Annotated in this window: 16 protein-coding genes; 9 read left to right on the top strand and 7 right to left on the bottom strand. The window is 68.0% G+C overall.

The window, feature by feature from the left end; translation table 11 throughout:
- The first annotated feature begins 87 nt into the window (after positions 1 to 87).
- Together ABZX37_RS02580 and ABZX37_RS02575 are read left to right on the top strand one after the other, a co-directional pair.
- Positions 88 to 1,476 (top strand): aspartate aminotransferase family protein, encoded by a 1,389-nt coding sequence (locus tag ABZX37_RS02580; RefSeq protein ID WP_354735231.1) that lies wholly within the window; start codon positions 88 to 90, stop codon positions 1,474 to 1,476.
- 66 nt (positions 1,477 to 1,542) lie between these two features.
- A complete protein-coding gene (locus ABZX37_RS02575) occupies positions 1,543 to 1,950 on the top strand; it encodes a hypothetical protein (protein WP_354735230.1) in 408 nt (135 codons plus the stop codon).
- Positions 1,951 to 2,010: 60 nt separating this feature from the next.
- On the opposite strand, the gene ABZX37_RS02570 is transcribed toward ABZX37_RS02575, so the two are convergent.
- From ABZX37_RS02570 to ABZX37_RS02560, 3 genes are all read right to left on the bottom strand, one after another.
- A complete protein-coding gene (locus tag ABZX37_RS02570; RefSeq protein ID WP_354735228.1) occupies positions 2,011 to 3,495 on the bottom strand; it encodes an alpha/beta hydrolase in 1,485 nt (494 codons plus the stop codon).
- A gap of 80 nt (positions 3,496 to 3,575) precedes the next feature.
- Entirely contained in the window at positions 3,576 to 3,896 is a 321-nt protein-coding gene (locus ABZX37_RS02565) for a hypothetical protein (protein WP_354735226.1), read from the bottom strand.
- A gap of 61 nt (positions 3,897 to 3,957) precedes the next feature.
- Complete coding sequence (locus ABZX37_RS02560) at positions 3,958 to 4,179, bottom strand: class I SAM-dependent methyltransferase (protein WP_354735224.1); 222 nt, start codon at positions 4,177 to 4,179, stop codon at positions 3,958 to 3,960.
- A gap of 55 nt (positions 4,180 to 4,234) precedes the next feature.
- On the opposite strand from ABZX37_RS02560, the gene ABZX37_RS02555 reads away from it, so the two are divergent.
- From ABZX37_RS02555 to ABZX37_RS02535, 5 genes are all read left to right on the top strand, one after another.
- Positions 4,235 to 4,690, top strand: coding sequence for a MarR family winged helix-turn-helix transcriptional regulator (locus ABZX37_RS02555; protein WP_354735222.1), 456 nt, complete (start codon positions 4,235 to 4,237; stop codon positions 4,688 to 4,690).
- 84 nt (positions 4,691 to 4,774) lie between these two features.
- Complete coding sequence (locus ABZX37_RS02550) at positions 4,775 to 5,974, top strand: FAD-dependent monooxygenase (protein ID WP_354735220.1); 1,200 nt, start codon at positions 4,775 to 4,777, stop codon at positions 5,972 to 5,974.
- Between the two features lie 29 nt (positions 5,975 to 6,003).
- Positions 6,004 to 6,393, top strand: a complete 390-nt coding sequence (locus tag ABZX37_RS02545) for a MerR family transcriptional regulator (RefSeq protein WP_354735218.1) — start codon at positions 6,004 to 6,006, stop codon at positions 6,391 to 6,393.
- Entirely contained in the window at positions 6,393 to 6,701 is a 309-nt protein-coding gene (gene trxA, locus ABZX37_RS02540; protein ID WP_354735216.1) for a thioredoxin, read from the top strand. Before ABZX37_RS02545 ends, trxA begins: the two co-directional genes overlap by 1 nt.
- A 79-nt stretch (positions 6,702 to 6,780) precedes the next feature.
- Positions 6,781 to 7,431 carry a DUF998 domain-containing protein gene (locus tag ABZX37_RS02535; RefSeq protein ID WP_354735214.1) on the top strand — a complete coding sequence of 217 codons (651 nt, stop codon included), beginning with the start codon at positions 6,781 to 6,783 and terminating at the stop codon, positions 7,429 to 7,431.
- Here the strand turns inward: ABZX37_RS02535 and ABZX37_RS02530 are convergent.
- Entirely contained in the window at positions 7,413 to 8,543 is a 1,131-nt protein-coding gene (locus ABZX37_RS02530; protein ID WP_354735212.1) for an MAB_1171c family putative transporter, read from the bottom strand. The two genes, ABZX37_RS02535 and ABZX37_RS02530, sit on opposite strands and share 19 nt — an antisense overlap.
- A gap of 265 nt (positions 8,544 to 8,808) precedes the next feature.
- Here ABZX37_RS02530 and ABZX37_RS02525 point away from each other — a divergent pair, with 265 nt between their 5' ends.
- Together ABZX37_RS02525 and ABZX37_RS02520 are read left to right on the top strand one after the other, a co-directional pair.
- The gene (locus tag ABZX37_RS02525; protein WP_354735210.1) at positions 8,809 to 9,750 is read left to right on the top strand and encodes an NAD-dependent epimerase/dehydratase family protein; all 942 of its coding nucleotides are present in this window, start codon (positions 8,809 to 8,811) and stop codon (positions 9,748 to 9,750) included.
- A 107-nt stretch (positions 9,751 to 9,857) separates the two neighbouring features.
- Positions 9,858 to 13,265, top strand: a complete 3,408-nt coding sequence (locus ABZX37_RS02520) for an aminotransferase class I/II-fold pyridoxal phosphate-dependent enzyme (RefSeq protein ID WP_354735208.1) — start codon at positions 9,858 to 9,860, stop codon at positions 13,263 to 13,265.
- A 71-nt stretch (positions 13,266 to 13,336) separates the two neighbouring features.
- On the opposite strand, the gene ABZX37_RS02515 is transcribed toward ABZX37_RS02520, so the two are convergent.
- From ABZX37_RS02515 to ABZX37_RS02505, 3 genes are all read right to left on the bottom strand, one after another.
- Complete coding sequence (locus ABZX37_RS02515) at positions 13,337 to 13,879, bottom strand: toxin (RefSeq protein WP_354735206.1); 543 nt, start codon at positions 13,877 to 13,879, stop codon at positions 13,337 to 13,339.
- The gene (locus tag ABZX37_RS02510) at positions 13,876 to 14,325 is read right to left on the bottom strand and encodes a helix-turn-helix domain-containing protein (RefSeq protein WP_354735204.1); all 450 of its coding nucleotides are present in this window, start codon (positions 14,323 to 14,325) and stop codon (positions 13,876 to 13,878) included. Before ABZX37_RS02510 ends, ABZX37_RS02515 begins: the two co-directional genes overlap by 4 nt.
- Positions 14,326 to 15,239: 914 nt before the next feature.
- Positions 15,240 to 15,794, bottom strand: coding sequence for a hypothetical protein (locus ABZX37_RS02505; protein ID WP_354735202.1), 555 nt, complete (start codon positions 15,792 to 15,794; stop codon positions 15,240 to 15,242).
- Positions 15,795 to 16,302: the final 508 nt, after the last annotated feature.

Genomic DNA, 16,302 nt, shown 5'->3' with positions numbered 1-16,302 from the left:
ACCGGTGTCGGCTCGTGCGATAACCGAGAAGTCCGGCCGGTACGCCAGGGTGCGTGCCGGCAGCTTCGAGGCCCGTTTCGAGGAGCCATGACCACGACCGCCGAACCCGCCGGGATCACCACCGGCTCGGGCACTGCCGCACGCGACAACCTCTGGCTGCACTTCACGCGCCACAGCCGCGCCGACACCGCCGACATCCCGGTGATCGTGCGCGGCGAGGGCGCCTACATCTGGGACGACACCGGCAAGCGCTACCTCGACGGTCTCGCCGGGCTGTTCGCGGTGCAGGTCGGCCACGGCCGCGAGGAACTGGCCGAAGCCGCCGCGCGGCAAACGAAACAGCTCGCGTACTTCCCGCTCTGGGGCCACGCGCACCCGCCCGCGCTCGAACTGGCCGAACGCCTGGCCGTCGCGTCCCCGGGCGACCTCAACCACGTGTTCTTCACCGTCAGCGGCGGCGAATCCGTGGAAACGGCGTGGAAGCTCGCCAAGCAGTACTTCAAGCTGACCGGAAAACCCACTAAGCACAAGGTGATCAGCCGCGCGCTGGCGTACCACGGCACGTCGCAGGGTGCGCTGTCCATCACCGGAATTCCGGGTGCGAAGGCCGATTTCGAGCCGCTCGTGCCGAGCACTCTGCGTGTGCCGAACACGAACTTCTACCGCGCACCCGAGCACGCCGACGACTACGAAGCGTATGGCCGATGGGCGGCCGATCAAATCGAGCAGGCCATCGAATTCGAGGGCGCGGACACGGTCGCCGCGGTATTCCTCGAACCCGTGCAAAACACCGGCGGTTGTTTTGTTCCGCCGCCGGGCTATTTCCAACGGGTCCGCGAGATTTGCGACAAACACGACGTGCTGCTGGTGTCCGACGAGGTGATCTGCGCATTCGGCCGGGTCGGCTACGACTTCGCGGCCAAGCGCTACGGCTACCAGCCGGACATCATCACCACCGCGAAGGGCCTGACCTCGGGTTACGCGCCGCTCGGCGCGGTGCTCGCGAGCGAGGCGCTGATGGAGCCGTTCGCCGGCGGCGAGGCGACGTTCATGCACGGCTCGACCTATGGCGGGCACCCGGTTTCGTGCGCGGTCGCGCTGGCCAACCTCGACCTCATCGAGCGCGAGAACCTTTACGGCCATGTGCTGGAAAAGGAAACCGCCTTCCGGGCGACTCTCGACCGGTTGACCGATCTGCCGATCGTCGGCGACGTGCGCGGCACCGGTTTCTTCTACGGGATTGAACTCGTGAAGGACAAAGCGACCAAAGAGACCTTCACCGCCGAGGAATCGGAACGGATTCTGCGCGGTTATCTCTCGAACGCACTGTTCGAGGGCGGCCTCTACTGCCGCGCCGACGACCGCGCCGAGCCGGTCGTCCAACTGTCGCCGCCGTTGATCTGCGACCAGCCGCAGTTCGACGAGATGGAGCAGATTCTGCGCGAGGCGCTCACTGGAGCGTGGAAGTTGCTCTGACGCTCTTCTCCGCACGGGTTGTCCCGCTACGCTGATCTTCGTTGCCTACCAACGGGAGGAAAGCGCGTGGCGGAGTGGAATGACCTGGTCGCCTACATCAGGCAGACCTACCGGGTGATCCGGGACGACCCGGGCGAAATCCGGATCCGGGTCCTGTTCGGCGACGACGCGGAGACGACGGGGCGGGCGCAGGTCGTGGTGATCGCCCGCGAGATTTTCGACCAGCGCGAGGACTGGGTGCAGATCGCGACGCCGTTCGCCCGGGTGGACGAGGTGGATCTGCTGACCGTGCTGAGCGAGGTGGGCCAGACGCTGGTGGTCGGCGGGCTCGTGGTGATGGGCGAGCACCTCGTGCTCCGGCATTCGCTGCCGCTGCTGAACCTCGACCTCAACGAGTTCACCGATCCGCTCGAACTCGTCGCCGGTTCGGCCGAACTGCTGGAACAGCAGTTCACCGGGCGTGACGACTACTGAGCCGCCGCGGCCACGAAAAAGCGGGGCCCTGATCCGATCAGGGCCCCGCTTTTCGCTGTCTCAGTACGGCTGCGCGGCCGGCGCCCTCGGACCGTCCATCCTGGACTGAACGCTCGGCTCGACCGCCGGGCAATGCTTGCCCCGGCCCGGATTCGTGCCGTCGATCAGGAAGGCGTCCGCGGCGTCGGTGACGCACTGGCTCTTCTTGAAGTACGCGCCGTGGCCCCAGCCCTCGTAGGTGAGCAGCGGCGCACCGGACTGCTGCGACGCGCGCACCGCCCAGCTGTACGGCGTGGCCGGGTCATAGCGGCTGTTCAGCATCAACATCGGCACGCCCCGCTGGACCGACAGCGGGTGCTGCGGGTTGCGCACCGGGGCCGGCCAGCTCGCGCACCCGGCCGCGGCGCTCCAGCCCAGCGGCGAGAAGTGCAGGTCAGGCGACACGTCGGTGAGCGCCCGGCGGTAGCTGTCGAGCTGCGGGTACGACGTGATCGGCAGCCGCCAGTCCGAGCAGAAGATGCTGTTGAACGGGTTCGGAATCGGAATGTCGTCCTTGGCGAAGTCCGCGCCGAGCGGCTTCCCGTCGCGCAGGCTGACCAGGTTCTGCGCGAGCTTGCCCCAGGTGGGGCCGTAGAAGTTCTGCGCGTAGATGCCGACCAGCGCCATCGGGTCGAGTTTGTCGTCCGGCGTGCCGAGTTCGCCGCGTTCGGCGCGGGCGTACAGGTCCGCGGTCACCGCGCTGACGTCCTGGCCGTGCAGTGCGCACGAGGTCGTGCGGTCGCACCAGTCGCTGAACTGCTCGAACAACTCTTGCGTGGCCTGGGTTTCCGTCTTCAGGAACTCCCAGGTGCTGCGGATGGAGTGGTCCATGTTGCTGTCGAGCACGAGCGCGCGCACCCGGTCCGGGTACGCCTCGGCGTACTGCTGGCCCATCAGCGTGCCGTAGGAAACGCCGTAATAGGTGAGCTTCTTGTCGCCGAGCGCGGCGCGGATGGCGTCCATGTCGCGCACGACGCTGCGCGTGTCGGAGTGCGTGGCGAGCGGCCCGGCGATCTTCTCGCAGCTGCGGCCGAGCGCGCGGTTGTACGAGAGCAGCTGCTGGAATTCCGCGGAATCCTTCGGCTGCACCGGGTTTTTCGCGGTGATCTCGTCGAGCCCGCACTTGATCGCGGTGCTTTCCCCGACCCCGCGCGGATCGAACCCGACCGTGTCGAACCGCGCGGCGACCTTCGGCGACAGCGTCCAGCCGCTCTGCACCTCGCCCGCTCCCGCACCGCCCGGCCCGCCCGGATCCATGAGCACCGAACCGATCCGGTGCGCGGGATCGGCGGCCTTGCGCCGCGCGAGCGCGAGCTGAATCGTGCCGTCGCCGGGATGGTCCCAATCGAGCGGCACGGTGAGCTTGCCGCATTCGGCGCCCTGCCCGGTGGGACAAGGCTTCCAGTCGATCGCCGCGGACGCGGCGCTCGCTGGTGTCGCGGTGAACAACGCCGTCGCCGCGGTGACCGCGGTGGCGGCGACGGCCAGTTTCCTGCCCAGACCCAATGCCCTGCCCCTTCGGCGTGAACTGGAGACGTCAGAGCCCTCGATCTTGCCAGAAGGCGACGGGTGCCACTAGGGCGGGTTTAGCGTCCTTTGTGGACAGTTCGGGTGCTGGCGAGGTGGGCTGGGAAGGCAAGCGGAATCAGCCCATCGGACCTCGTTAGTGCTGGTGCTGCGGCGAAAAAGGCGGTCTTCAGCGCGCTGGAAGCCGGATCGCTCAGCGGGAAGAGGTTGTAGCCGGTCGAGACGAAATTCCAGACCTGATCGAGCGACCCGCTGAAATCGATCTCTTCGGTGTGCCACTGGACGCCGCTGAGGATGAGCGAAAGCTGCCCGCCCGGCCGGAGCCCGCGCGCAAGCTCGGCGGCGACCCGATCGATGTCAGTCATCAGCATGAACGCCATGTGCGACCCGCGGGAATCGAACGCGTGGCCCGCGAACGGCAGTTGCCGCGCCGTCCCTCCGCTACCGGGCAAGCGCCAGATCGGTGCTGGACACGTCGACCCCGACCGCCTGATGCCCCGCCGCGGCAAGCAGGTCGAGCGGAAATCCGTCGCCGCAAGCCAGATCAAGCACGTGTCCCGCACCGGCGATCTCGCTCCGCCCGCCGCCGAACGCGCGCGAGGTAACCGCCGGATGGCTTGCGTGGAAGGCACGAAAGAAGGTTTCTCGCACGGACCTGGTCACTCTCCCAACTTACGCACCGGCGCGAAATCCCGTCCGCTCTTTGTAGAATCGCCGGATGGCGGACGTGGTGCCCGATCGGCGCGAGGCCGAGGTCTGGTGTTCCTACCAGCGCGTGCAACGGGCGCTCGGCAGCGCGCTCGACCGGCAGCTGGAGCGCGACGCCGGGATCTCCGGAGCCGACTACGCCCTCCTCGTCCCGCTCGTGAACGAACCGGACGGCGTGCTGCGCATGCGGGAGCTCGGCTCGACCGTCGAATGGGACCGCAGCCGGCTGTCGCACCACGTGAGCCGGATGTGCAAGCGCGGGCTGGTCGTGCGGGAGAACTGCACCGAGGACGCGCGCGGGGCCAACGTCCGGCTCACCGAAGCCGGGCGGGCGGCGGTCAAGGCGGCGCAGCGCCAGCACGGCGAACTCGTGCGCCGGTATTTCTTCGACCAGGTCAGCGGCCCCGAACTGGAGCTGCTCGGCCGCGTCTTCTCCCGGATGCTGACCCGCCTCGCCGAGGACTGACCGAGGCCGTCAGCGCTCCGTGCGGGCGCGGTAAGCGGTGCGCCGCAGTCTTGCCGCATCGCCTACCGATCCAGGGGAGCAGAGATGACCAGCAAGACCGTTCTCGTGTCCGGCGCCAGCGTCGCGGGTCCGTCCGCCGCCTACTGGCTGCACCGTTACGGCTATTCGGTGACCGTCGTCGAGGCCGCGCCGCAGCTGCGGCCGGGCGGGCAGGCCGTCGACTTCCGCGGCGAGCAGATGAAGCTCATCGAAGCGATGGGCCTGCTCGACGACCTGCGGGAACACGACACCGCGCTGCGCGAGCAGGTGCAGCTCGACCCGTCCGGACGGCCCGCCTTCACCCTGCCGAGCGGGTTCACCAACGGCGAGCTGGAAGTCCTCCGCGGCGACCTCGCCCGCATCCTCTACGACCACACCAAGGGCTACACCGAGTACGTTTTCGGCGACCGCGTCACCTCGCTCACCGAGACCGCCGACGGCGTCGACGTCACCTTCCGCCACGGTGCCCCGCGCCGGTTCGACCTGGTCGTCGGCGCGGACGGCATCCACTCCGGCGTGCGGACGGCGGCGTTCGGCCCGGAGGCGAAGTTCCGCACCGATCTCGGCTACCACGTCGCCGGCTTCACCGCGCCCAACCACCTCCGCCTCGACCACGAGGGCCTGCTCTACAACGAGCCCGGCCTCGGCGCGATCGTCACCAGCCACCTCGACCCGGCGACCGTCACTGTCGGCCTCTCCTTCCGCGGCGACCCGGACGGCTACGGCCGCCCCGACCTGGCCCGGCAGAAGGACATCGTCACCGAGGTCTTCGCCAGTGCCGGATGGGAACTCCCGCAGCTGCTGACCGCCGTCGCCGACGCGCCCGACCTGTACTTCGACACGGTCGGCCAGATCAAGCTCGACAGCTGGTCGCGCGGCCGGGTCGTGCTGCTCGGCGACGCCGCCTGGTGCGCCGGGCCGGGCGGGTCCGGCACCGGCCTCGCGATGATGGGCGCGCAGATCCTGGCCGGGGAACTCGCCGCGGCCGGCGGCGACCACGTAACCGCGTTCGCCCGCTACGAGCAGCGGCTGCGCAAGGCCGCCCGTGTCGGACAGCGCAACGGTGCCGGTTCGGCCGACTTCCTGGTGCCGGCCACCGAGGAGAAGCTGAGCAAGCGCAACAAGATGTACCGCCAGCTGGCCGGTCCGATCGGCCGCCGCGTCTTCGCGTACATGGGCACCCGCGCGGCGAACGCGGTCAAGTTCCGCGAATACCCCCAGCCTCGCGCGCACGCCTTGCCTTGACGTCAGCGACAAGGTTTAGCTTCGAAGACATGCGGATCGGCGAACTGGCACAACGGGCCGGGACCACCACGCGGGCCCTGCGCTTCTACGAGGCACAGGGCCTGCTCCCGGCGACGCGCGCGGCGAACGGCTATCGCGAGTACGACGAGGACGACCTGCGGCTGGTCACCGAAATCCAGACCCTGCGCACGGTCGGGTTCAGCCTCGACGACACCCGCCCGTTCGTCGACTGCCTCCGCACCGGCCACGACGCGGGCGACGCGTGCCCGGCGTCGGTCGAGGTGTACCGGCGGAAGCTCGACGAGGTCGAGGCCTGCATGCGCGACCTCGCCGCGGTCCGCTCCGCCCTGCTCGACAAGCTCGCCGCTGCCGCCACGCGCCCGGCCGACCCCTGCACTGCTGAATCCGAGGAGTCCTGATGACCACCGACGCCACCTTCGCCGCCGACGTCCTGGAACACGGCCAGCCCGTACTGGTCGACTTCACCGCCGACTGGTGCCCGCCGTGCCGGATGATCGCGCCGGTGCTCGCCGAGATCTCCGCGGAACGGCCCGGCCTCACCGTGCGCGAGCTCAATACCGACGAAAACCCCGAAACCATGCGCGCCTACCAGGTGATGGCGCTGCCGACGCTGATGCTGTTCCGCGACGGCACCCCGGTGGCATCGTTCGTCGGTGCCCGGCCGAAGGCGAAACTTCTCGCGGAATTGGACGATCTTCTGGGCTGAACCGGTGGATTTCCCGGTTTGTGCGGTGGTCTGGTGACGGAACAGGTACAAAGAGTGCACGACTTCGGGGAGCCGTGCCATGACTGCTTTCGTGCGCTCTTACCTGTTCCTTCGCCGCGCCATCGGATGGCTCGGGATCCTGCTGCCGATCGTCGTGATCGTCGGTAAGGAGCTGCTGGAAGGCGGTGGCCTGCTCGGCTCGCTGAGCGGCTATTACTACAGCGATCTCCGGAACGTCTTCGTCGGCACGTTGTGCGCGATCGGCGTCTTCCTGATCGCTTACCGCGGTTACGGCCGCCTCGACGACATCGCGGCGAACGTCGCGGCGATCGCCGGCATCGGCGTCGCGCTGTTCCCGACCCAGCCGGTCTCGCCGACCCCCACCCAGCACGCGATCGGCGTCGCGCACCTCGTGTTCGCCGCGATCTTCTTCCTCACCCTCGCGTTCTTCTGCCTCGTCCTGTTCACCAAGCACGACGGCGCGCCGACGAAGCGCAAACGTTCGCGCAACGCCGTCTACCGGACGTGCGGCATCGTAATGCTCGTGTGCCTGGTGCTGATCGTCCTCAACGGCCTGTTCTTCAGCGCCGCCACCGCGGCCCTGCATCCGACGCTCTGGCTGGAGTCGCTCGCGGTGTTCGCGTTCGGTTTCGCGTGGCTGACGAAGGGCGAGACGCTGCTGGGCGACCAGCCGCAACCGCAGGCTCCGGCTCAGGCGAGCTTGGCGTAAGCCTCCGAAACCTGGGTGAGCCAGGCGACTTCGGCGGCGAACGTCTTCGCGTCGTGGTCGTCGAACGCGCCGTTGTCCTGGTTTTCCGCCGGGCTCACGCCGGACGTCTTCGCCTCCAGCGCCTGGCGGATCTTGCGTGCCTCGGCCACCGCCTGGTCGCCGTTCGGGGTGTCGGCGCGGTCCATGTACGGCCGCAGCGCGCGCCAGCCGTCGCGGATCTCGATCACGCGGCGATGCAGCCGGTAGTGCAAGTCGGACCAGCGCCGATCGGTGTCCCCCTCGGTCGGCGGTTCGAGCGCGATGCCCGGAGAGGATTCGTAGAGCGAATGCCACAGCGGGTAGAGCGCGCGATAAGAACGGTAATTGCGCTGCCACCGCGCGACCGACGACACGTGCTCGCCCCACGACGGCATGGTCAGCCCGAACGACACGATCACGATGCCCAGCGCGCTGAACACCGACGGCGCGATCGCCCACGTGCCGAGGTGCCAGCCGAGCGCCGGGCTCACGATGTTCACCGCGCGCGTGGCGCAGTAGAGGAACAGGATCACCGCGCCGACCGCGAGCGTCCGCAAGGTCCGGCGCAGCCACACCCTCGACGTGCTTCGCGCGTACGGCAGGCACTGCAGATAGATCGTCACGCACGGCACCGCCTGCGAGATGATGAACAGCAGCAGATAGGTGAGGATCACCGGGTCCTTGCTGCCCACGGCGAACGCGGTTCCCGGCGTGCCCGGCTTGTTGCCGATGGAGAACAGCACGGTCAGCACCACGAACAGCACCGCGCCGGAAACGATCCACGCGCGGATCTGAGAGCGGATCTCCGAGGGCGGATTGGCCCACAGCATCAGGAGGAGCTGCGCGCTGATGCAGTACGCGACCGCGGCCAGGTGCAAGATCAAGATCGCCAGGTTCGGTATCCCGAACAGCGAGCCGATGCTGAGCGAGATCGCGCCGAGGGTGAACGTGACGCACTGCAGGATCAGCGTCGTCATCAGCACGATGTAGGCCGGGTCGCGCCACGAGCGGCGCATCGAGAAAAGCTTGTACAGCAAGGCCGCGTACGAGGAGACCGCCGACAAAGAGAACAGAATGATCTTCAGGGTGTTCACTCGCGCCCCCGGGATGCGGTCAGTGCCCGGTGGGCGGAACGGTGTGCGCGGCGACCTTGGCGGAATTGTTCACGATCGGCGACCATACACCACCGCAACGTGCTGAACTAGGGCCGGAAAACGGGTTCTGGCCTGGGCGAATTCCGAGTGGATCCCGGGTGACGGCGGCGTGGGCGGGACCGGTCCGCCGTGGCGGTCCGGTGAACGGCGGGCGGCCGGTTCGTGAACGGCCGCAACGGGATGCGCTGGTGGTTAGGGTGTCGCCATGGGTCTTCAGGTGGTGATCGGGTACGGACCGGCGGGCGCGGCCACTGCGGCTTTGCTGGCTGAGCAAGGCGAGCGGGTACGGGTGATCGCCCGTTCGCCCCGAGAGAACGAACCGGGGCTGGAACACGTCGCGCTCGACGCCGCCGACCAGGCCGCGCTCGTCGACGCGACCAAGGGCGCGACAGCGATCTACAGCTGTGCGAGCCCGCCTTATCATCGGTGGGCGACCGATTGGCCGCCGCTGCAGGACTCGATCTGCGCTGCGGCCGAAACGCACGGCGCGCTGCTGGCTTCGCTGGGGAATTTGTACGGCTACGGCCCGGTCGACGGTCCGCTCACTGAGAATCTGCCGCTCGCGGCCACCGGAACCAAGGGCCGGATCCGGGCTCTGCTCTCCGGACAACTACACGCGATGCACGACGAGGGCCGCATCCGCGTGGTCGAGGTGCGCGCCTCCGATTTCTTCGGTCCAGGAGTGACAGACGGCGGCCATCTCGCCGCCCGCGTAGTGCCGAACGTGCTGCGAGGGCAGAAGGTGCAGGTACTCGGCGATCCGGACGCACCGCACAGTTGGACGTACATTCCCGATGTCGCGCGCACGCTGGTCGCGGCCGCACGCGAAGAAAAGGCGTGGGGTCAGACGTGGCATGTGCCGACTGGTCCGCCGCGGTCCGCTCGGGTGATGGTCGCGCTGTTGTGCGAGGCGTCCGGAGTGGCTCCGGTGGCTGTGCAACGCCTTTCCCCGATGTTACTGAACGCGGGCGCTCTCGTTTCGCCGTTGTTGCGTGAGCTGCGGGAGGTGCGCTACCAGTTCGACCTCCCGTTCGTCCTCGATTCCCGTGCGGCACAGGACTTTTTCGATATTACTCCGACCCGCGAGAAAGATCAGGCCGCCGCGACTGTGGCCTGGTGGCGTGATCGCCCGGCTACCGTGAGTTGAGTTGTCTGTGCATTCCTCCGCAAATTGCCCAATGCCCTTGAAAAACCGGGTAAGAACGGGCAATCTCGGTGTCGACTGGGTGGGAATCGGCACGAGGAAGTCATGCCATGGGGTCTGCTGCATCTGGGTGGGAAGAATCCGAAAATAACCAGGACATCGCCGTTGTCGGAATGGGATGCCGTTTTCCGGGAGCGCGCAACGTCAACGAGTACTGGGATCTGCTGAGCGAGCCCAAACCGCAGTTTCGGCGAGTGCCGGATTCGCGGTGGCGGCGCGAAGCGTTCTACAACGACGATTTCCGGGACAGCACCGCGGTCTACTCCGACCGCATGGCGCTGCTGGAGGACGTCGGCGACTTCGACGCGGGGCACTACAAGATCCCGCCGCGACGGGCCAAATCGCTCGACCCGCAGCACCGGCTGCTGGTCGACCTGACCCGCGAAGCGCTGCAGGACGCGGGATGGGAAGCGGGGGGCTTCGACCGCGACGACACGTCAGTGATCATGTCGCTGAGCGACAGCGGTTACCGCGACATGAGCACGCTGCACCTGCGGCTGAAACAATTGATCGGCGGCGAGTTCGGCCGGGCGGGCGATCCGGCGATGGCCGAGGCGGCGTCCGCGGTCAGCGGCCTGCACGCCACCGCGATGGCCGGGCTGCTGCTCAACATGGGGCCGAGTTCGATCAGCAACGTCTTCGACCTGCACGGCGAGAGCTACGCACTCGACTCGGCCTGCTCCGGCGGGCTGACCGCGGTGGCGAACGCGGTGTTCGCGCTGCGGGCGGGCAGATGCCGGATCGCCGTCGCCGGCGGCGCACAGCTGGTCTTGGCCCCGGACCTGTTCGTAGGCCTGTGCCGGATCGGCGCCATCTCGCGCACCGGGGAATGCCGCCCGTTCGACCGCCGGGCCGACGGTTTCGTGCTCGGCGAGGGGGCGGGCGTCCTGGTGCTGCGCCCGCTCGCGGACGCGCGAGCGGCGGGCGACCGGGTGTACGCGGTGATCCGCGGCGTCGGATTGTCCAATGACGGCACCGTCAAGGGCGGCATGATGCCGCAGGAATCCGGCCAGCTGCGAGCGTTGCGGCGGGCCTACCGGGACGCGGGAGTCGACCCCGCGTCGGTCGGTTTCCTGGAGGCGCACGGCACCGCGACCGCGGTCGGCGACGACGTGGAGATCAGCGCGCTGACCGAGCTGCGCCAAGGCGCGGAAGAACCGGCGTATCTCGGCGCGGCGAAGTCAGTGGTCGGGCATTCCCTTGGCACCGCCGGAATCGCGGGTCTGATCAAGTCCATTTTGTCCGTCCACAAGGGACAAATTCTGCCGCAGCCGGATTTCGAGCAGGCGGACCATCTGCCGCTGCGGGACGCCGGGCTCCAGGTGGCCGGCCAGATCACCCCGTGGGACAGCGACGGCCCGCGCCGAGCCGGAGTGAGCGCGTTCGGCTTCGGCGGCTCGAACGTGCACGTGGTGATCGAGGAGGCGGCGCAGGAATCCCCGTCCGCCGAAACGCCGCGCCTGCTGCTGCTCACCGCCCGGGACCGCGCCGGGCTCGCTCGGCACGCCCGCGAGGTCGCTGACACGCTCAGCAGCGAGACTCCGTCGCTGGCCGCGGTAGCAGGCACTCTCGCCCGCCGAACGCTCTTCCCCGAGCGGCTCGCCGTAGCCGCCGACGATGTCGCCGATGCGATCGCCAAGCTCGTCGACGCGTCAGTCGCCCTGGAATCCGGGCAGAACGGCGAGCTGGCCCCCGGTGTGTTCGCTGGCGTGGTGTCGGCAGGGGAGGAGCCAATCGAGGACGGTCTGCCGCACGAGCTGGCTCCGCGCGCGGTGACCGGCATCGGACTAAGACCGATCGAGAACGGCCTGCCGCACTGCACGCTGCCGCCAAGCCCGCTTAGCCCGCGCCGCCACTGGGTCGTCGACGACGCGAAGCTGGCCAAGGCGCAGACGTTGGAGCCTCTGGGCAGCACCGCCACGCCGGTCGAGGAGGCAGCGGAGACAACGTCCGCGCGGGACGTGTTGGCGGTCGTGCTCGAGGAAGTCGCACGGACGACAGCGTTCCCGGTCAACGAGTTGTACGCCGGGCAGTTGCTGGTCGACGACCTCGGCTTCGATTCACTGATGCTGACCGAACTGGAAGGCCGACTGCGCAAGCGATTCCCGGGTTTGCCGCTGGAGGTCGAACAGTCGGGCGCGCTGACGGTAGGCGCGGTAGCCGGAATGCTGGCTCCCGCAACGGCTTTGGTGTCCGCTGGTCCTCCACCGACCACCCCCGCGCCGGTGTGGGATCGAACGAGCGCGGCGATCGAAGAGTTCCCAGAGGCAGCGGCGATCGAAGCGCGGCTGAAGGAATTCGATGATCTAGGGGTGCCGAATCCCTACTTCCGCAAGCATCAGGGACGGATGGACGCCACAACGTCGGTGGCCGGCCGTGAGTATTTGTCCTTCTCCAGCTACAACTATCTAGGACTGGCCGGTCATCCAGCGGTGACCGCGGCGGTGCACGAGGCCGTCGACCGATACGGGACTTCGGTGTCCGGCAGCCGCTTGCTTGCTGGGGACCGCGATCTGTCACGTGACCTGGAGGCGGAGCTAGCCGCGTTCCTGGGCGTAGAGGACAGCTTGGTCCTGGTAAGCGGACACGCGACGAATGTCGGCGCGATCGGCCACCTGGTCGGCCCGGGCGACCTGATCGTGCACGATTCGCTGGCACACGACAGCATCCTGCAAGGCTGCGCCCTGTCCGGCGCTACGCGGCAACCGTTCCCGCACAACGACACAGCACGACTGGAGGACGTGCTGCGTCGATCGCGATCGCGGTTCCGGAGGGTGTTGATCGTCGTGGAAGGCGTCTACAGCATGGACGGCGATGTCGCTGATTTGCCTGCGCTGATTGACCTTAAGCGACGCTATGGAGCCTTGCTGATGGTCGATGAAGCGCACAGCATCGGCACCATGGGCCCACGCGGAGCAGGAGTCGGCGACCATTTCGCGGTTGATCGCGCCGGGGTCGATCTTTGGATGGGAACCCTGTCGAAGTCACTGGCCGGTTGCGGAGGATACCTGGCCGGGTCGGCGAAGACGGTGCGCTGGCTGCGGTACTCGTTGCCAGGTTTTGTCTACAGCGTAGGAATCACTCCGGCCAACGCGGCAGCTTCCCATGCCGCACTGAGGATTCTGCAGGAGGAACCGGAAAGATTGGCGCGACTGCGGGATAATTCGAGGTTGTTCCTGGAACTGGCCACAGCAGTCGGACTGCCGACCGGTTCAGCCGGGGACACACCGATCGTGCCCTGCGTGGTAGGCGGTTCGGATGCCACATTGAGGCTAGCGACGGCATTGTACGAACGCGGCGTGGTAGTGGACCCAATCCTGCATCCAGCAGTGGAAGAGGAGCAGACCAGATTGCGATTCTTCATCACCAGCGAACACCGAGAAGACCAATTGAGGTACGCGGTCGGAGTCGCAGGCGCAGAGCTGGCCGAATTGCGATCCGCGCAAACCAATCCCTAAACCGGACCTAACGATCGGGGTGCCCGCGCAGCCAAGGACGGCTCGTCGTCGCCAGGCGACGAGCCGTCCCCTCAAAGAAGCGACCGCTCAATCCGATCCAGAGGCTTCTCCCCAACCTCAGGAACCCCCGCAACCGGCTTGACCGGAGCACCCATCCGCTCGGAAAGCAGAAACGCGATGATCTCCGCCTCCTGCTCCTGCGCGTCATCGTAAGTAGCGCGCATCAACATATCCCGAACAATGTCCGGATCCAGATTAGGAAAAAGCGACCGGGCACTCTCGTCGTCCAACAGACCAGAACCGCGATGACAGCAGATGATGTGACCCAGCTCGTGCAAGATGATGTGCTCCTGGTGCGCCCCGGTGGTGTTGGCGTCGAAGAAGATCAGGTCCTCGCCCCGTGCGGCTACCCACATGCCGCACGGGTGCGAAGCCGGCATCGGGAGCGGCACGAGGGTGATCGGCCGTTCGCGGATCTCGCCGAGGCGCGCGCAGAGAGCGGCCAGGTCGTATTTCGGCGGAAGGCCGAGTTCGGCGATCCGCCGGGCGCCTTCGTCGCGCATCCGCCGCAGCTGCTCGCGCCGCTGCGGGGCTTCGGACGGGGTGCCGGTCACCGTGCCGCTTCGTCCGTGACCGGGGGCAGCCCCTGCATCTTGCGGTACTGGTCCATGATCGTGGTGATCGCCTGGAGGTTTTCCTCGCGCATGCCCGCCGCGCGCATCGCGACCGCCCGGACGCCCGCCTGGCGCATCGCCTCCACCGCGGCCAGCTCGGACAAGACCGACCCGGCGACCTCGTCGTCGAAGAAGTACGCGACGGACACCCCGAAGAATTTCGCCAGTGCGGCCAGCAGCTCCTGAGAAGGGTTGGTCCGTTTGCCGGTGCGCAGCTGAGACAAGTACACCGCGCCGACCTTCAGCTCCGGCGAGGCCCGCTTCAGCTCGGCTGCCACCTCGGCGTTCGTCCAGTGCCTTCCCTGCGGGCGCACGGTGCGGAACAGGTCGTCGAGTCTGGAGGCCAGGGTGGGCCGGGCATCCGCCGGCTGAATGTCTTCGGACATGCTGCTACGCCCCTCCAGTTGCAGCTGATTGCTCTCAGCTAAGGCGACTATCTCAGATTAGCTCACAGTTGACAATCGCCGGAGGGCTCCACAAGACTGTGCCTCGACGAGATAGCTGGTGGCTAACTCGCCACATCCGGGCAAGAGCGGCAGGCGTAGTACCGGCCCGGGGCGACGCTGGGGGTGTCGCCCCGCTCGGTCCGCCGAGCCGGGCCCGGAGGCAGCGGAACGCGACAGCGGACTGCCTCCGGGCCCAGCGAACTACGCCAGACCGTGCATCTTGGGGGTCGCGAATGTGGCCCGTCCGACTGCCGAGCGCGGTGCTGGCCGAGCAATCGCCGGGCCGCTTCCTGCTCGCGGACCTGGCGAACTTGGTCCGTTCGGTACCGGATGACTTGCCGACGCGCTAGCCAGCAGCAACCGCGCAGGGCTGCTTCCGGTCCGCGCGAATCACGCCAGAGCGACGGCCCGGCGTGCCGATGGTCGAGTTGCCCAGAACGCTCCGTCGAGCACCGCTTCCGGCTTCGCGGACCGCACCCGTCTGCCGGAGGTCTTGCCAGGTTGCGCGGAGCGCTCCGGCAAGCCCCTCGACCACCCTGCCCGCGATGACGTCAGCGAGTCGGTCGCGGCTTCGTGAACCGCACCCGTCTGCCGGAGGTCTTGCCAGGTTGCGCGGAGCGCTCCGGCAAGCCCCGCGAACCCTGCCCGCGATGACGTCAGCGAGCCGGTCGAGGATTCGCGAACCGCATCCATCCATCGGAGGTCTTGCCAACTCGTTCTGCTCAGGCAAACGCCGTCGCCGCGCAGTCCGCGAACGTGTCAGCGAACCGCCAACCGCATCCATCCGCCGGGGCGCTCGCCAAGCCGTGCGGAACGCTCCGGCAAGCCCCGCGACCACCCAGCCCGCGAAAACCTCAGCGAACCGCTTCCGGCCCAGCGAACTGCGCCCACTCGGCAGCCCACCGCGCCGCGCGCCGATGGTCCAGCACTCGCCGTGCCACCCAGAACGCTCCGCCCAGCACCGCGACCGCGCACAGCCAGCAGAAGGCCGCGACGAGCACGCCATTGGTGACCGCGTCCGCGTGCGTCAGCGGGGCGGTCGTCTGCTTGCCGGTGTCGTCGAGCCAGATGTCGGTGGTCGAACCCTCGGTCGCGGAAGCGCTGGGCACCGTGATGATCCCGGTCCGCTGCACGCTGTTCGGCGGCTTCCAGACCGCGTTCACGCGCGCGGTGTTGGCGATCGGCGCGCTGTCGCCGACGGAAGCGGCCGGCTGCGCGGCGGTCGTGAGCACCGTGGCGGTGACCTGGTGCCGCGACTGCAGCTGCGCGTCCGACGCGGCGGTCTCGGCGGTGATGTCCGCGCTGCCGATCATCATCGCGAACGGAATCGCGATGAGCGCCAGCAGCGTGACGATCCCGGCGAACACGCCTTCGATCCGGTCCGACCGTCGCACGAGCGGGTTGCGCACAGCGCCGAGCCGTCGGAGCAATCGTTTGCCAGGGTGTGGTGGTCTGCCTGCCCGAGTCCTGTTCCGCATGGCTCCCATGGTCCTCTTTCGCGCGCGCGAGCGCTGTGTCCCGCACAACGTTTTTCACGTTTTTCCTGGGGATCCGGTGTGTTCCTGCTTACCTCCAGGGCAGGGGTTTACCCGTGTGGGTGACGACGAGCGGAGGGTGGGGCGGCGACGAGTGGTCCAGGCCAATGTCCGGCCGCACCCGGGTGGCCCAGAGCACGTTGCCTGGATTGATCTTTCGCCGCGCTCGCCCGCGAATGGGTTGCCGCGCAGGCGGTTCCTTGCCGTCAGCGGACGGTGGATCGTCCGATTCGCACGGTTCACGTTGGCGGGCAAGCGATCTTGTGTCATCGCGACGGTCGGCTGTGTGCCGGATGTTCGCGAGGAGGCAACCGCGGGTTTCCCTCGCGGACGGCTCGGGCAGGCTTGCCCGCCCGAGCCGTCGCGAAATGCCTTGCCGCTT

The organism is Amycolatopsis sp. NPDC004079 (assembly GCF_040610415.1).
Taxonomy (GTDB): domain Bacteria; phylum Actinomycetota; class Actinomycetes; order Mycobacteriales; family Pseudonocardiaceae; genus Amycolatopsis; species Amycolatopsis halotolerans.
This window is presented reverse-complemented; position numbering and strand designations above follow the sequence as displayed.

Excerpts from the sequence above, each read along its gene's own strand:
- ABZX37_RS02580 (WP_354735231.1), top strand. The coding sequence starts at position 88 with ATGACCACGACCGCCGAACCCGCCGGGATCACCACCGGCTCGGGCACT.
- ABZX37_RS02565 (WP_354735226.1), bottom strand. The coding sequence starts at position 3,896 with ATGGCGTTCATGCTGATGACTGACATCGATCGGGTCGCCGCCGAGCTT.
- ABZX37_RS02555 (WP_354735222.1), top strand. The coding sequence starts at position 4,235 with ATGGCGGACGTGGTGCCCGATCGGCGCGAGGCCGAGGTCTGGTGTTCC.
- ABZX37_RS02550 (WP_354735220.1), top strand. The coding sequence starts at position 4,775 with ATGACCAGCAAGACCGTTCTCGTGTCCGGCGCCAGCGTCGCGGGTCCG.
- ABZX37_RS02545 (WP_354735218.1), top strand. The coding sequence starts at position 6,004 with ATGCGGATCGGCGAACTGGCACAACGGGCCGGGACCACCACGCGGGCC.
- trxA (WP_354735216.1), top strand. The coding sequence starts at position 6,393 with ATGACCACCGACGCCACCTTCGCCGCCGACGTCCTGGAACACGGCCAG.
- ABZX37_RS02535 (WP_354735214.1), top strand. The coding sequence starts at position 6,781 with ATGACTGCTTTCGTGCGCTCTTACCTGTTCCTTCGCCGCGCCATCGGA.
- ABZX37_RS02525 (WP_354735210.1), top strand. The coding sequence starts at position 8,809 with ATGGGTCTTCAGGTGGTGATCGGGTACGGACCGGCGGGCGCGGCCACT.
- ABZX37_RS02520 (WP_354735208.1), top strand. The coding sequence starts at position 9,858 with ATGGGGTCTGCTGCATCTGGGTGGGAAGAATCCGAAAATAACCAGGAC.
- ABZX37_RS02510 (WP_354735204.1), bottom strand. The coding sequence starts at position 14,325 with ATGTCCGAAGACATTCAGCCGGCGGATGCCCGGCCCACCCTGGCCTCC.